Genomic DNA, 15,301 nt, shown 5'->3' on the forward strand with positions numbered 1-15,301 from the left:
CAGCCAGCATGATGCGATGGATCGTCCGATCGAGCCTGCGGTACCGGTACCTCGTCGTAGCCCTCGGTGCGGTGCTGATGGCATTCGGGGCCGGTCAGGTGCGCGACATGCCGGTTGACGTCTTCCCGGAGTTCGCGCCACCCCAGGTGGAGGTCCAGACACCATCGCTCGGGCTGTCCGCCGCAGAGGTCGAAGGACTGGTCACCGTACCCATGGAGGACGCTCTCAACGGCGTCGACGGCCTCTCCGAGATGCGGTCGAAGTCCGTTCCGCAGCTCTCTTCGATCAAGCTGATCTTCAAGCCGGGCACGGATCTGCTCCGGGCCCGGCAGCTCGTGTCCGAACGGGTCCAGGCCATCACGCCCTCGTTGCCGACGTGGTCCAGCCCGCCGGTGATGCTGCAGCCGCTGTCGGCGACCAGCCGGGTGATGAAGATCGGGCTCTCGTCTGAGACTCATTCGCTGATCGAGATGTCGATGACGTCGTACTGGACCATCCGCGAGCGGCTCCTCCGGGTGCCCGGGGTCGCGAACGTCACGATCTGGGGCGAGCGGCTACAGATGATGCAGGTGCAGGCCGACCCCGTCCGGCTGGCACAGCACGACGTGTCCCTCGACACCGTCATGAACGTCACCGCCGACGCACTGGACTCCGGGCTGTTGCAGTTCTCCAACGGCGCGCTGATCGGCACCGGGGGATTCATCGACACGCCCAACCAGCGCCTCGCCGTGAACAACAAGCAGGCCATCGTCACGCCCGCGGACCTGGGCCAGATCCCGGTCGCGACCAAGAACGGCAAGGTGCTGCGGCTGTCCGACGTGGCCACGGTCAAGGAGGACCACCAGGCACTGATCGGCGACGCCGTGATCAACGACGGTCCCGGACTCATGCTGGTGGTGGAGAAGCTGCCCTGGGGCAACACGCTCGACGTCACCCGCGGTGTCGAGGAAGCGATCGACCAGATGCGCCCGGGCCTGACCGGCTACCAGATCGACACGACCATCTTCCGGCCGGCCACCTTCGTCGAGCACTCCATCGACAACCTCACCAGAGCCCTCCTGCTCGGCTTCGGGCTGGTCATCCTGATCGTGTTCCTGTTCCTGTTCGAGTGGCGCGCGGCGCTGATCAGCATCATCTCGATCCCGCTCTCGCTGATGGCGGCCGGCCTCATCCTCCAGGTGCGCGGCGAGACGATCAACACGATGATCCTCGCGGGGCTGGTGATCGCGCTCGGCGCGTTGGTCGACGACGCCATCATCGACGTCGAGAACATCATGCGCCGATTGCGCCAGCATCGAGCCTCGGGCAGTGACCGATCGACGGCGTCGGTCATCCTCGAGGCTTCGCTCGAGGTGCGCGGCCCGATCGTCTCGGCGACGCTGATCATTGTGGTGGCGACGGCCCCGGTGTTCCTGCTCGAGGGGCTGACCGGCTCGTTCTTCCGCCCACTGGCCCTGTCCTACACCCTGGCCACGCTCGCGTCGCTGGTCGTGGCCCTCACCGTCACGCCGGCGCTGGCTCTGATGCTTCTGCGAGGTACGACCAAGGAGCACCACGACTCACCGCTGGCGCGGCTACTGCGACGCGGCTATCTTCCGTTGCTGCGCCGGATCATCAAACGGCCACGCCGGGCGTACGCCGCTGCGCTGGTCACCCTGCTCGCGGGAGTCCTCGTACTGCCGCTGGTCGGGCAGTCGTTGCTGCCCTCGTTCAAGGAACGCGACTTCCTGATGCACTGGGTCACGGAGCCATCCACCTCGCATCCGGAGATGGTCCGCATCACCACCGAGGCCAGCAAGGAGTTGCGCCAGATCGACGGGGTCCGCAACTTCGGCGCCCATATCGGCCAGGCCCTGATCGCCGATGAGGTCGTCGGGGTGAACTTCGGCGAGAACTGGATCAGCGTCGACGAGGAGGTCGACTACGACGAGACGCTGGCCTCGGTCCAGGGCGTGGTGAACGGCTATCCCGGCCTGTTCCGCGACGTACAGACCTATCTGAAGGAGCGGATCAGGGAGGTTCTGACCGGTTCGAAGGCCGCCATCGTGGTCAGGATCTACGGCGACGACCTCGCCACGCTGCACACGAAGGCCGAGGAGATCGGCGCCATGATGGGCAAGGTCGACGGGGTCATCGAGGAACATGTCGAACTGCATGTCGACGTGCCTCAGGTCGAGGTCAAGGTGAACCTCGCCGCGGCCCAGAAGTACAAGATCAAGCCCGGTGACGTACGCCGCGCCGCGGCCGCCTGGATCGCCGGAGAGGAAGTGGGTGACCTCTTCCGGGCCGGCAAGGCCTACGACGTCCAGGTCTGGAGCACGCCCGAGACACGGAACAGCGTGTCGAGCGTGCAAAGCCTGTTGATCGACAAGCCTGGGGGCGGGCACGTCCGGCTGGGCGAGGTCGCTGACGTGGCAGTCAGGCCGACCCCGAACGTGATCGAGCGGACCAACTCGTCGCGACGCATCGACGTGATCGCCAACATCGAGGGTCAGGACCTCGGCGCGGTAGTCGCTGACATCGAGGACGAACTGGAGGAGGTCACCTTCGCGCAGGGCTACCACGCCGAGCTGAAGGGAGAGTTCTCCGAACGGGAGGCGGCCCAGAACCGGCTGCTCCTCTTCGCCGCAGCCGCTGCCCTCGGCATCTTCCTGCTGCTGCAGACGTCGTTCGGCAGTTGGCGGCTGGCCACCTTGACCTTAGTGACCCTGCCGATGGCCCTCGTCGGTGGTCTGCTCGCGGTTTGGGCCGGCGACGGGATCATCTCGCTGGGAGCGCTGGTCGGCTTCTTCACCGTGTTCGGGATCGCCGCCCGGAACGGGATCCTGATGATCAACCACTTCCAGCACCTGGAACGCGAAGAGGGCATGCCCTTCGGCTTGGAGCTGGTGCTGCGAGGGGCGATGGAGCGACTGAACCCGATCCTGATGACCTCGCTGGCGACAGGGCTCGCCCTGGTTCCACTCGTCGTCGCTGGTCAGATACCTGGCCACGAGATCGAGTACCCGCTGGCGATCGTCATCCTCGGTGGTCTGTTCACCTCGACGCTGCTCAACCTGTTCGTCGTACCGGCGCTCTATCTTCGGTTCGGCAAGCCCAAGCAGTCCCGGCGAGAAGAGCCGGCCGAGGTCGAGCCGTCGGTCAGCTGAGGGTCGAGGGGTCCGTGTTGGCGCCGCAGACGACCACGACGACACGCTCGCCGTCGGACAGTTGGTAGGCACCGGTCCGGAGAGCCGCGTAGGTGACTGCGGCGCCATGCTCCACCGCCAGGTGGTACTCGTGCCACAGCTCGTTGCGGGCAGCAACAATCGCCTCCTCGGGAACCAGCACCGACCGGAGGTCGTAGGACTTCGCCGCCTCGAAGGCCAGCGTGCCGAGACGCCGCGCGCCGAGCGAGTCCGCTGCCAGACCGCCGACCTGCACGTCCACGAGTTCGCCGGCCGCCAAGGTGCGATGGAGCGTCGGCGCCAGCTCGGGCTCGACCCCGACCACCCGGGCGCTGTCGCCGAGGGCGGTCGCGATGCCGGCGATCAGACCACCTCCGCCGACGGCGACCAGGACCGTGTCGAACCCGTCGACCTGGTCGAGTAGTTCGAGGCCGATCGTGCCCTGGCCGGCGACGATCTCCGGCTGGTCGAAGGCATGCACGAGCAAGGCGCCCGACTCCTCCGCCGCCATGACCGCCGCTTCGTAGGCCTCGGCGTACTCGTTGCCGACCTGGACCACGTCCGCGTCGAGCGTGCGCAGACGGGCGACCTTGGGGGCCGGCGCGTTCACCGGGACGAAGATGCGCGCCGGCACACCGAGTTCGCGCGAGGCGTACGCGGCGGCCAGGCCCGCATTGCCACCGGATGCGGCGATCACACCTTGGCCCGTGAGGAGGCCCTGTTCCTTTGCGCCGAGCAGCCGATTGAACGCGCCGCGCGGCTTGAACGAGCCGACGTGCTGCAGCAGTTCCAGCTTGAACGTCACCGTGGGCGACACCTGCAGCGCCGGCGTCCGGCGTACGCGGCCCTGGATCCGGCGGGCGGCCTGCAGCACATCGTCGCGAGTCACTGTCATGCCCCAACCCTAGGCGGCCTGGCCTGCCAGTCCGGAACGGCGCGGGGCCCGCCGTTGTCGGGGGGTCTGTCGTGGCTGGTGGTGATAGGCAAGACTGCAGAAGCTACAGCGCAAGCTGGTTGCGGCTGTGAGTTCGTTGCTTGGCGACACGGAGGCGAGCAGATGGGTGCGTACGACGAGAGCTACCGCCGCAGCCTGGCGGATCCGGACGGGTTCTGGCTGGATGCGGCCTCCGCGATCAGCTGGACGCGACCACCGACCAAGGTGCTGGACGACTCGGCCGCACCGCTCTACGGGTGGTTCCCGGACGGCGAGCTGAACACGTCGTACAACGCTCTGGATCGACACGTGGAAGCCGGCAACGGCGACCGTACTGCGCTGATCCACGACTCGCCTGTGACGGGGACCTCGCGGAGCTACACCTATGCCGAGTTGCGCGACGAGGTGGCCGTGTTCGCCGGCGCGCTCAGGTCGTTGGGTGTGGGCAAGGGCGACCGCGTGATCGTGTACCTGCCGATGGTGCCGGAGGCGGTGATCACAATGCTCGCCTGCGCGCGGCTCGGCGCGATCCACTCTGTCGTGTTCGGCGGGTTCGCCCCCAAGGAGCTCGCCGCACGGATCGACGACGCGACACCGAAGGTGATCGTCGCTGCCTCCTGCGGGATCGAGCCGACCCGGGTGGTCGAGTACAAACCGATCATCGACGCCGCGCTCGACCTGGCCACGCAGCGGCCGGAGAAGACGATCGTGCTGCAGCGCGAGATCGCCCCGGCGAAACTCGGAGAGCGCGATCTCGACTGGGAAACGGCGATCTCAGGCGCCGCGCCGGCCGACCCGGTACCGGTGGCGGCGACAGATCCGCTCTACGTGCTCTACACCTCGGGGACGACCGGCAAACCGAAGGGCGTCGTCCGGGACAACGGCGGTCACGCGGTCGCGCTCGCCTGGTCGATGAAGGCCGTCTACGACATCGGCCCGGGCGATGTCTGGTGGACCGCCTCGGACGTCGGCTGGGTGGTCGGGCACTCCTACATCGTGTACGCGCCGCTGCTGGTCGGCGCGACCACCGTTCTCTACGAAGGAAAGCCGGTCGGTACGCCTGACGCGGGCGCCTTCTGGCGGATGATCTCCGCGCATCACGTGAGAGCGCTCTTCACCGCTCCGACCGCGCTCCGGGCGATCAAGAAGGTCGATCCCGACGCCGAGGAGCTGGCGAAGTACGACCTGACCGGGTTCAGCACGCTGTTCCTCGCGGGCGAACGGCTCGACCCGGAGACCTATCACTGGGCCCACGACAAACTCGGCGTACCGGTGGTCGACCACTGGTGGCAGACCGAGACCGGCTGGCCGATCGCGGCGAACCCCCGCGGGCTGGAGCCGCTGCCGGTGAAGCCCGGATCGGCGACCGTGCCGCTACCCGGGTGGGACGTCCACATCCTCGACGGCGACGGAACCCGGCAACCCGCTGGGGACGAGGGGTCGATCGCGATCAAGCTGCCGCTCCCGCCAGGCGCGCTGCCGACGCTGTGGGGCGACGACCAGCGCTACATCGACAACTACCTGAGCCGGTACGACGGCTACTACCTGACGGGTGATTCCGGCTACATCGACGCCGACGGCTACATCTTCGTGATGGGCCGCACGGATGACGTCATCAATGTCGCCGGGCATCGCCTGTCCACCGGGAGCATGGAAGCGGTCCTGGCGGCACATCCTGCGGTCGCCGAGTGCGCGGTGATCGGAGTCCACGACGCGCTGAAGGGCCAGTTGCCACGCGGACTGGTCGTCCTCAAGGCCGGCGCCGACATCTCCCCGGAGGTGCTCCAGGAAGAACTGGTGGCCGCAGTACGCCGCGACATCGGCCCGGTCGCCGCGTTCCGCGAGGTCTCGGTGGTCGACGCCCTGCCGAAGACACGATCCGGCAAGATCCTCCGCAAGACCATGCGCGGTATCGCCGACGGCCGCGATGAACCGGTGCCCTCCACGATCGAGGACCCCGCCGTCCTCGAGAGCCTCCGCGCCATCCTCCGCCACTCGGACTGATCGCCCCTTCAGCTCGCCCCCGGCCCCTCAGCTCGCCCTCGACCCTTCAGCTCGCCCGCGGCCCCTCAGCTCGCCCTCGACCCTCCAGCTCGCCCGCGGCCCCTCGGCTCACCCCACCCATCAGTGCGCCCGGCCCCTCAGCGGTCCAGGAAGGCGAGAACCAGGGGAGTGGCGGTGGTGCTGAATTCGTGGAAGTAGGCGTGGCGGGCGTGGGGGATCAGGTGGTGGTCGGCGTTCGAGATGCGGGCGGCGAGCAGTTCTGCGTTGGCGGCCGGGCTGAAGACGTCGTCCGAGCCGTGGACGACGAGGGTGCGGGCCTTGATGAGCGGAAGCTGGTCCCAGGCGTCGTGCTTGTTGCTCGCAACCAGGTGCCGGCCCTTCGCGTAGGCCGGCATCTCGGCGTCTCCGAGAACCGGATACGGACCTGGGTTCGCCGCGAGCCAGCCCGGCGTGTACATCAGGTCGAGGAGGACCCGGTCGCGCCCCACCTTGTCCGCGTCAGCGAGCGCTCTCCGGATTTCTCGGCTTCTCTCGAGGCCGTGGGACCCACCGGGCGAAGTACAGCCGAGCACCAGCGCGTCGACGCGCTCCGGGTGACGAATCGCCAGCCACTGCGCCACCCGCCCGCCCATGGATGTCCCGTAGACGTCGGCCGACTCCACCCCGAGCTGGTCGAGCACCGCGATCACGTCGTCGGCGAACCCGGTCGTGCTGTACGGCTCGTCCGGCTTGTCGCTGTCGCCGGTGCCGCGGTAGTCGAAGGTGATGGTCCGGTGAGAGCGCTCGAAGCCGGACCGGACCGGATCCCACCAGTGATGGTTGTTCGACTGCCCGGCGAGGAGCAGGAGTGGCGGACCTTCGCCGCGCACGTGGTACGCGATCCGGGTGCCGTCCGGAGCCGTTGCGTGAGGCATGACCGTCAGTCTGCCCACCCTCGGCTAGTTGACTGAACTCTTCAGGCGACGATTCGCGCGAGCCTGCGTTGCTGGAGAGGGTGTGACGGTGCGAGGTACTGCGCTGGGTCGAGTGGTGGCGTTCGAGCAGGGGCTGCAAGACCGACGCCGAGCGGCTGTACCGATGCCCTACTCGAAGCCCTCGAAGACAGCGACGGCACCACCTGGCTAGAGCCCGTCTCAGACCAGGACTACCAGGCCGCCAACGACAACTGACACGCCCCCGACCCAACGAAAGGCGCGCTCACAGGATCAGAAGCCGCCGTTGACTTGTTCAGTGAATGAACCCGTCCCACTTCAACTCGAAGGTTGATCCGCCGGGCATGCCGTGCGCGCCCGGCAGGTGTTCGACCGTCTTGGCGAGCTCCAGCGCGACAGGTCCGGCCAGATCGGGCGAAAGGTTGCCCATCGCCCCAGTCTCATCCAGCACCCACCCCAAATGACACAGATGACAGAGCGCAGTTTTCCGGCGGGATCGGCTCGGTTACGTCACGTGCAAAGGGACTTACCCCCTCATACGCCGGGTTCGGTGCTCGTGGATTCGTCCGCCCGTCGCGATCAGGCGTTGTACTCGGGTGTGGCCTGCTGTGGTGGTGGTGTCCTGGATGCGGAGCACGGCTGGATGCGGAGTGGGACACTCGGCGGAGATCACCACGCCGCAGGAGCGTTTCATGTCCCTCGATCGCCCCGCCGGACCATTGCTGGCGGTCAAGCACACGGCCCCGCCGCCGCGACCGGGTGCTATCGAACGCTCCCGGCTGGAGCAGGTGCTTCGCGACGCCTCCAGCCGCCTGACGCTGGTCGTCGCACCGGCGGGCTGGGGAAAGACCAGCCTGCTCGCGCGCTGGGCCGCCGCCCCGGGCGCGGACGTCGCCGTCGCCTGGGTGTCACTGGACGAAGGCGACGACGATCCGGTGCGGTTCTGGCGCTATGTGCTGACCGCGCTTCACGAGGCCGGCGCTGTCGGACCGGCCGCGCTGGAGGCTGTCATCGCGCCGGGCCTGGAGCCGATCGACCTTGCCCTGCCGATGCTGCTCAACGAACTCGCCGCCTCCGCCACGAGGCATGTGCTGGCGCTCGACGACTACCACGTGCTCACCGACGCTCGGATCCACGAGAGCCTCGAGTACGTCATCGGATACCTTCCCCCGACGCTGCGGATCGTCCTCGCCGGGCGGACCGATCCAGCCCTCCCGTTGGCCCGGCTGCGGGCCCGCGGTGAGCTGACCGAGCTGCGCGCCGACGACTTGCGCTTCACTCCCGCCGAGGCGGCCGGCCTCGTCGGCGCGGTCTCCGGTCGCGGACCGGAGGACGGCGACGCGATGGCGGCCTGGCGGCGAACCGAGGGCTGGGCCGCCGGGCTGCAACTGGTGGGGCTGGCGTTGCGCGGCGGCGCCGGCGGCGGGGCGGGCGACCGGAATCTGCTGGACTACCTTGCCTCCGAAGTGCTGCCCTCACTCGACCCGCCCAGCCGGGACCTGCTCGTCGCGACCGCACCGCTCGAACGACTTTCCGGCGCCTTGTGTGACGCGGCCCTGGAAACCACCGGCTCTGCCCGGATCCTCGAAGCCCTCGACCATGCCGACCTCTTCGTCACCTCGATAGACGGCGGCCGAGAGTGGTACCGCTGCCATCCCCTGCTGCGGGACAGCCTGCTGCGCGAGTCACCCGATCGGCCTGCCGCCGGCGACGTCTTGGCTCGGGCGGCCGCCTGGTACGCCGGCCTGGGACGCCTGGACGACGCCGTGCACCATCACCTGCTTGCGGGCGACGCGGCCGCCGCGGCCGAGCTGCTGCAGGAGGGATCCGGCTGGTTCCTCGAGCGCGGGCTCGCCACCACTTTCCTGCGGCTCGGCGAACGCCTGCCGGAGGCCGTCGTGTCGCCGCAGCTGGCGTTCGCACTCGCCTACGCCGCCCGGCCCGGCTCCGGTGACGGGCGCATTGCGCACTGGCTGGATCTGGCCGAGGTCGGGGCGGGACCGGGTCACGCCGTGCTCGGCTGGCACGACCCCCGCGCGGCGATCCTCACCATGCGCGCGCTGAGCATCGCCGAGGCCGAACCGGATGTCGCCGTACGGTTGGCGGAGCGGGCGGTGGCGCTCGAGGACGTCGCCGGTGCCGGGCCTTCTCCTGCGTCGCGGGCAGCCCTGGCCAGCGCGTACGCCCGCAGCGGCCGGTTCGCGGCGGCTGCGCCGATGCTGCTGGACTCCTGGCGGCAACGAGAGTCCGCCGGCTGGAGCGTCGGTCTCACGCTGCAGATCGGCGGCCTGCTCGGCCTCACGCTCCTGGCGCTCGAGCGCGGCGACGACCTCGAGCGATTGATGCGGCAGGCGCTGCCACTGGCGGACGCGGTCGAGCGTGACTGGGGCGCCGCCGCAATTCCCCTGCTCGCCGCGCTGCGCGTCGTCGAGGGAAGACATGCCTACGTGCGCGGCGAGGTCCGGCAGGCCCGCGACATCCTCGAGCCGGCGATAGTGAACGCCGAGGCCGACGGCCGTCACCTGACTGTCGTCGCCGCCCTTGTCTTCCTCGCCGACGCGGAGCTCGGCTGCGGCCACGCCGCAGCCGCCCGCGCCGCCCTCGCCCGAGCGCGCGAGTTCGTCGAGGACAACGCACCCCTGACTCCGGTCGCGGCCCAGTGGCTGGAGGAGGCCGAGCAGCGAATCGGGCGAGCCTCGGTCCGGACGGCCACCCGGACCGGCCGGCTCATCGAGCCACTGACCGACCGCGAGCTGTCGATTCTGCGGGTAATGCCCGGATCCGCGTCGCAGCGCGAGATCGCGGCCGCGCTGTACCTTTCGATCAACACTGTCAAGGCCTACACCAAGAGCCTGTACCGCAAGCTCGAAGTCGGCTCCCGCGCCGACGCGGTTTCCGCCGCCCGCGGCCTCGGCCTGATCTGAACCTACCCGGGTAGACCTCAAGGCTAGTTGGCTGAACTCGTTTGAGCGCCCAGCTGGTGCCTGCAGCAGGCTGCGAGCACCAGTTGGCACGGTCATCGACGACTAGGAGACTGGGTTAAGGGTGCCGGGTGCCTACAGGTCGGCGGGGCTCGGCGTGGCGTGGCTTTCTGATTCCTGGCGGAGACGCTTGGACTCCTTGATCAGCAAGGAGATCAGCAGTGCGCTCATGATCAGGTGGCCGCCGGCGGTGTAGACACCGGGGAAGTACCCGCCTTTGAGGATCGGGAAGACGAAGTGGGAGATCGCGTTCATCGCGCCGGCGCCCAGGGCGTAGAACCACAGCATGAAGTTGGCGACGCGAATCTGGTAGAGCGCTCCGGCCGCGGCCAGCACCCACGCCGCCCCGAATCCGAAGACGAAGGTGAGCAGGAAGGCCCGCTCGGTCCATTCGCGCGGTGAGTTGAACAGTTCGACGATCTCGTGTGGGAAGCCGCCGGTGTACTCCTCGGACATGTGGATGAACTGGAAGGCGATCGCGCAGAGATAGACGGCGATCACCTTGCGGGTCCGGACCGGGTAGGCGTAGGTGGTTCTGATCCAGGCGATCCAGGCGACCGCGGAGGCCACGGTCAAAATGAGGGCGGCCTGGATCGGCAGCGTGAGCAGGACCCAGGTGGAGAAGCCGATCGCCGCTACGGCGACGACCACGGCCGAGATCCGTTCGGGTCCCTGCCGGGCAGGGCCGGGCAGCGCTTCATGGTCCGTTTTGGCGCTGTCGGGTTTGCGGACGTCGGTCATGATTCCTCCTGAGTGATGCGGGCTGACGGTGTTGCCGGACGTGCGCCGAGGGCGAGCAAGGGGACGGTCAGGCTGACCGCCGTGAAAGTGAGCGAGAAGATCAGCGACGCATCGGTCGGGACGTTCACGAGCTTGAAGCTGTCGATCGCGGTGTGGACGATCGCGGGCGCCCAGATGGTCTGGCGGCCTGTCTCGAACAGGTAGGCGAGCGGCAACGAGGTCACCGCGGCGACCAGCACCGCGGCCACACCCACGACAAGGCCGGATCGGAACAGCACGGGGACGTGGGTCGCCGCGACCAGGGGCATGGTCGCGAGCACGGCGACGCCGAACGAGTGCCTGCTGCGTAGCCGGCGGAAGGCGTAGCCGCGCCACACCAGCTCTTCGGCGAGCCCGTGGAAGGCGAAGATCCCCACCAGCAGCCACGGCCACCCCGGCTTGAGGGTGATGACTGCGCCGGTCAGCTGGGTCACCAGCGGGTAGACCCCGAGGATGAGTGCGCTCACGACCGCGGCGACGATGACGGCCTGCGGGTCGGGTCGCCCGAGCCCGAGTTTCCGCAACGCGACCTCAGGCCGGAGGTGACCGAGGAACCGTTCGACCGCGATCGCGGCCGGCAGTACGGCGGCCAGGATGACGATGCCGATCCGGCCGGTGGCGTCGAGCTCGGCGAGTCCGGCCAGGACTCCGTAGAGGATCACGAAGCCGAGCAGGAACCGTGACGTGGTCATGTCGTCCTCCGGCGCGGGATGGTCGCGGCGACGGCGATCGCCTCGACGGTGATGAGCAGGGGGACGATGGCGGTCCACGCGAGGACGGCGAACGGGACCGTGCCGAGGAACACGAGCCCCCACGTCATCGCGCGACTCGGTGTGCGGAGCCAGGCCGCGACGATGAGCGCCAAGCCACCGATCGCACCGGCCAGCATCGGCGCGGGCGCGGCGCCGGCCGCCATCAGCAGTTGGCAGGCGCCAAGTGCGCAGAGCAGGACACGCGGCCAGTCGGCCGCCACTACGGCAACGGTCAGCCGCCAACTCTCGACCGTCAGGACTCCGGCGGTGACCAGGGCCACGGCCGGCAGATACCAGAGCCGACCGACTGTCGTGAGGCACAGGAGGCCAGGGCCGATCAGGCCGAGTGCGCAGGCCGCACGGGTGCCGACCGTCAGGGCGTTGTTGCCGTCTGGCCGGGCGGTGCGCCGTTGCAGAATGGCCGAGAAGCCGGCGATGAGTGACAGCGCGACCGTCAGGAGACCGAGCTCGGTCGGTGCCTGCTTCGCGCCGGACCACTCCGGGATCCGCGCACCGAAGGTGACCTGGCCCAGCCCGGCTGCAACCCCGAGCAAGCTGCCAACAACTCCGAGCCGAGCTGCCAACCGCGTCCGCCGGGTGCTCATCGGGTCACCTGCTCAGCGGTACGGCGCGGGCTCGGCGCGACCGTGCGGACGGCGTATCCGACCCGGAAGGTCAGCAGCGGCTGGCCTCCGTCCGGCAACAGCTCGGCGAACCTCGGCGCGAAGATCGGCGCGACCCCGGTACTTCGTTCGCGGTCGATGCGTTCGGTGATCTGGTTCATGTGGTGCAGCGCGATGCCTTGGCTGGTCGCGGTGAGGTGGATGTGCTGAAGCAACCGCCCCGCCTCCAACTGGGTCCGGCGGTCGTCAGGCGTCGCCGTGGTGATGACGCCGTACGCCGCGGCAGTGGCCGTGTGGACTGTCTTGGTCTGCTTCAGCCAGAACCGGTCACCGGCTTCGCGGGAGGACGCCGGCAGCAGCTTGGACATCGCCAGGACGAGCGGGCTGAAGCCCTGACCGCCCAGTGTGAGCCCGTCGCGATACCGCTGGATCTCGTCGTTGGTGCCGCGGAACCAGGCGAAGTTGTCGCGCGACTGCTGTTCGTCCTCAACCAGTGCGGTGGCGGCGTCCACCAGCAGGCGACCCAGCGCTGCACGGGGTTCCGCGTCCGCGATCCAGTGCACGGCCAGTCCGGACCGTCCGTCGACCTCGGCCAGGGCGGCCAGCTTCTCGGCCGGGATCGTCTGGCTCTGGTATGGACCGCGGTTGGTATGCCGGTCCCCGACCGCGTCGTACTGCGCGCTGCCGGACGGCGGGCCTGCTGTCACCGCGACCTCGGCCATCGGCCGCCCAGACGGACCATCGGGCAGCAGAGTCACCTGCGGCCGGAATCCGCGGGCCCGGCAGGCCAGTACGAGGTTCTCGATCGCGCAGCCGATGCCCATGTGCTGCTCGCGGGCGAGCGGGTCGACAGTACCGGTGCCGCGGCTGGCGTCGAGGTACACGTCGACCGCGTCGGGACGGATGCCGAAGATCCATGGCTGGGTGTTGTGCGGGCTAGCTGCGAGCACTGCGGCGGCGACCGCCCCAAGCAGCCCTGGGGTGTCCCGCCATTGTGTCCACGGGTCGTAGGCGTCGCCGCGACCTGGGCTGAGGGCGGCGGTGTCGTAGACGCGGTAGCTCAGTGCGCCTGTGCCGGCAACGACGATCGTCGCGCCGCCGATCCCGAGCAGTCGCAAGACCTGACGCCGGGTTCGGGTGGGCTCCTGGTCGGCGGGGTCCGGCTCGGTGGCTGTCCCGGTCTCCATCGGGGTAGTGGTCATGGTTGGCTCCGTTCGCGCTTCGGCCGGCGGCGCCGGACCGATGACCAGAGCGTCCAGCCGGGCTGGGTAGTCACACATCACCCGTTGGCCAAAAGCACCCGGGGTACTAGTTCTGGAACCGGCCACCGCACTGTTCGTGTCCAACACCACGGTTAAGGCGTACAACCAGAGCCTCTATCGAAACCTCGACGGCGGCCGGCAAGACGCGGTCCACGTGACCCGACGGCTCGGCCTGATCTGAACCACCCCGGGTAGTCCTCGCCGGCGGGTGATGCGCAGACCTCTCGTCGCGGGAGAACCTTCCACAAAGAACGCCTACGTCGTGAAGGGAGCACCCGATGTCACACTGTGAGCTAACCGTGCGCGGACACCTCGCCACGTCGGTGATCGAGCTGATCAGAACCCGATTCGACGGCGTAACCACTCGCCCCGGCACCGCCCGCACCACCGGACCCAGCACCATCCTGGTCGTCGCCGGGATCGATCCGGCCGCGGAACGAGCCCTGCTCACCCTGCTCTGGGACTCCGGCCACGACGTCATCTCCATGCACTCGACCCGCTGGCGTTCTATGTCCTGACCCCCGCCGCAGTCATCTGGTTGGTCATCGTGGCTGTCCGCCACCGTCAGGCCCGTCACGACGCAAAGCTTCGTTGAACCACCCCGCCCGAAGCGCACTTCTACAAGCAGTCCCTGGAGCTGCGTAAGTCGTTCTGCTCCGCCGGCCCATCCTGTTCTGCAGGCCGGGCGACGTATCCGTCCGGCCGGGGAGTTGTTCTTCGGCCCGGGCCAGTTCCAGCGCTACTGGCCCGAGGAGATCGGGGCCCAGTTCGGCCACAATCTCAGTGTTGCTCTAGGCAAGCTTTCGGTCCATCGCGCGAGCGTGTCAGTCCGGTCGCGGCGCTGAACTGCTGCCCGATTGAACAGGTTCTGTTTCGGTTGCGGCCCAGCTGGCCATCAGACCGAGGGCCTCGTGGGAGGGTGAGTCGGGCTCGGGGGTGTATCCGACCAGGTTGGTGCTTGATCCGGCGGCTAGGGGCAGGGACTCGTAGGGCAGGTCCAGGTCACCGACGATCGGGTGGTGGAAGAGCTTGATGCCGGTGGAGTGGATGCGGACGTTGTGTGCGGCCCAGCGCAGGCGGAAGTCTTCGCTGCGGGTGGCCAGTTGCCCGACGAGGTCGGACAGGTCCCGGTCGTGGGGGTCGCGGCCGGCTTCAGCGCGGAGGATGGCGACTGTGTCGTTCGCGACGGTTTCCCAGTCGCGGAAGAACGTCTTGGCCTGAGGATCGAGGAACACGAAGCGGGCGTTGCTGGGGGCGCCTTCGGGGTTGGCGTAGACGGGTGAGAACAGCGCTCTGCCCAGCGCGTTGGCGGCGACGATCTCAAGACGTCCGTTGAGTACGACGGCGGGGATGTCGCGCATCGCGTCCAGCAGACGCTGCACGCTCGGCCGGATTCGTTGCGTGGCGGCCGGGGTTGCGCGGCGCCGGACTCGCCGTGGAGCTGCAGCGGACCGGAGCAGGTGGAGCAGGTGGGCGCGTTCAGCGTCGTCGAACTGTAGGGCGTGAGCGACACCGTCGATGATGCTGTCCGAGACACCGGTCGCGTCGCCGCGCTCGAGGCGAACGTAGTACTGCGGTGAGACTCCGGCCAGCAGGGCAACTTCTTCGCGGCGCAGGCCGGTGACGCGACGTCGTTCGTGGTCGTAGGAAGGCAGACCCGCTTGCTCCGGCGTAATCCGGGCACGCCGGGTGGAAAGGAACTCGAGGATCTCCGCGCGGACCTCCTCGCGACGAGTTCGGGGTTCGTCACTGGCTGCCATGTCATCCACTGTACGAGCGTCGCGCGCCTTGTGGGGGTGCCTCTCGGTGACCCTTACGGCAGGGACTGCCACGTTCTCCTTCTCGCTGGTTATCTCGGTATCAGCA

The 15,301-nt window shown here is 68.6% G+C and carries 12 protein-coding genes; 4 read left to right on the forward strand and 8 right to left on the reverse strand.

From position 1 onward, the window contains the following. The first annotated feature begins 8 nt into the window (after positions 1-8). Positions 9-3,149: an efflux RND transporter permease subunit gene (locus ABD210_RS22590; RefSeq protein ID WP_344113936.1), complete on the forward strand. Its 3,141-nt coding sequence runs from the start codon at positions 9-11 to the stop codon at positions 3,147-3,149. Here the strand turns inward: ABD210_RS22590 and ABD210_RS22595 are convergent. Further along, a complete protein-coding gene (locus tag ABD210_RS22595; protein ID WP_344113938.1) occupies positions 3,142-4,062 on the reverse strand; it encodes a threonine/serine dehydratase in 921 nt (306 codons plus the stop codon). The two genes, ABD210_RS22590 and ABD210_RS22595, sit on opposite strands and share 8 nt — an antisense overlap. Positions 4,063-4,224: 162 nt before the next feature. On the opposite strand from ABD210_RS22595, the gene ABD210_RS22600 reads away from it, so the two are divergent. Continuing rightward, positions 4,225-6,105 carry a propionyl-CoA synthetase gene (locus ABD210_RS22600; protein WP_344113939.1) on the forward strand — a complete coding sequence of 627 codons (1,881 nt, stop codon included), beginning with the start codon at positions 4,225-4,227 and terminating at the stop codon, positions 6,103-6,105. A 137-nt stretch (positions 6,106-6,242) separates the two neighbouring features. Here ABD210_RS22600 and ABD210_RS22605 read toward each other — a convergent pair whose 3' ends face one another. Further along, the gene (locus ABD210_RS22605) at positions 6,243-7,019 is read right to left on the reverse strand and encodes an alpha/beta fold hydrolase (protein WP_344113941.1); all 777 of its coding nucleotides are present in this window, start codon (positions 7,017-7,019) and stop codon (positions 6,243-6,245) included. Between the two features lie 313 nt (positions 7,020-7,332). Further along, positions 7,333-7,467, reverse strand: coding sequence for a hypothetical protein (locus tag ABD210_RS22610; RefSeq protein WP_344113942.1), 135 nt, complete (start codon positions 7,465-7,467; stop codon positions 7,333-7,335). A 262-nt stretch (positions 7,468-7,729) separates the two neighbouring features. On the opposite strand from ABD210_RS22610, the gene ABD210_RS22615 reads away from it, so the two are divergent. Then, positions 7,730-9,961, forward strand: a complete 2,232-nt coding sequence (locus tag ABD210_RS22615; protein WP_344113944.1) for a winged helix-turn-helix domain-containing protein — start codon at positions 7,730-7,732, stop codon at positions 9,959-9,961. A gap of 132 nt (positions 9,962-10,093) precedes the next feature. Here the strand turns inward: ABD210_RS22615 and ABD210_RS22620 are convergent, their stop codons facing one another. The 4 genes from ABD210_RS22620 to ABD210_RS22635 are packed head-to-tail and all read right to left on the reverse strand — an operon-like array spanning position 10,094 to position 13,375. Continuing rightward, complete coding sequence (locus ABD210_RS22620) at positions 10,094-10,759, reverse strand: hypothetical protein (RefSeq protein ID WP_344113946.1); 666 nt, start codon at positions 10,757-10,759, stop codon at positions 10,094-10,096. After that, positions 10,756-11,490: a CPBP family intramembrane glutamic endopeptidase gene (locus ABD210_RS22625; protein WP_344113948.1), complete on the reverse strand. Its 735-nt coding sequence runs from the start codon at positions 11,488-11,490 to the stop codon at positions 10,756-10,758. Before ABD210_RS22625 ends, ABD210_RS22620 begins: the two co-directional genes overlap by 4 nt. Continuing rightward, positions 11,487-12,155: a hypothetical protein gene (locus ABD210_RS22630; protein ID WP_344113949.1), complete on the reverse strand. Its 669-nt coding sequence runs from the start codon at positions 12,153-12,155 to the stop codon at positions 11,487-11,489. The genes ABD210_RS22625 and ABD210_RS22630 overlap by 4 nt, the downstream gene beginning before the upstream one ends. Continuing rightward, a complete protein-coding gene (locus ABD210_RS22635) occupies positions 12,152-13,375 on the reverse strand; it encodes an Acg family FMN-binding oxidoreductase (RefSeq protein ID WP_344113952.1) in 1,224 nt (407 codons plus the stop codon). The genes ABD210_RS22630 and ABD210_RS22635 overlap by 4 nt, the downstream gene beginning before the upstream one ends. Positions 13,376-13,713: 338 nt before the next feature. Here ABD210_RS22635 and ABD210_RS22640 point away from each other — a divergent pair, with 338 nt between their 5' ends. Then, entirely contained in the window at positions 13,714-13,953 is a 240-nt protein-coding gene (locus tag ABD210_RS22640; protein WP_344113953.1) for a hypothetical protein, read from the forward strand. A gap of 306 nt (positions 13,954-14,259) precedes the next feature. Here the strand turns inward: ABD210_RS22640 and ABD210_RS22645 are convergent, their stop codons facing one another. Continuing rightward, on the reverse strand, positions 14,260-15,195 hold the full coding sequence (locus tag ABD210_RS22645) for a helix-turn-helix transcriptional regulator (protein ID WP_344113955.1): 936 nt from the start codon (positions 15,193-15,195) through the stop codon (positions 14,260-14,262). Between the last annotated feature and the right edge of the window lie 106 nt (positions 15,196-15,301).

The organism is Kribbella alba (assembly GCF_039529635.1).
GTDB lineage: Bacteria > Actinomycetota > Actinomycetes > Propionibacteriales > Kribbellaceae > Kribbella > Kribbella alba.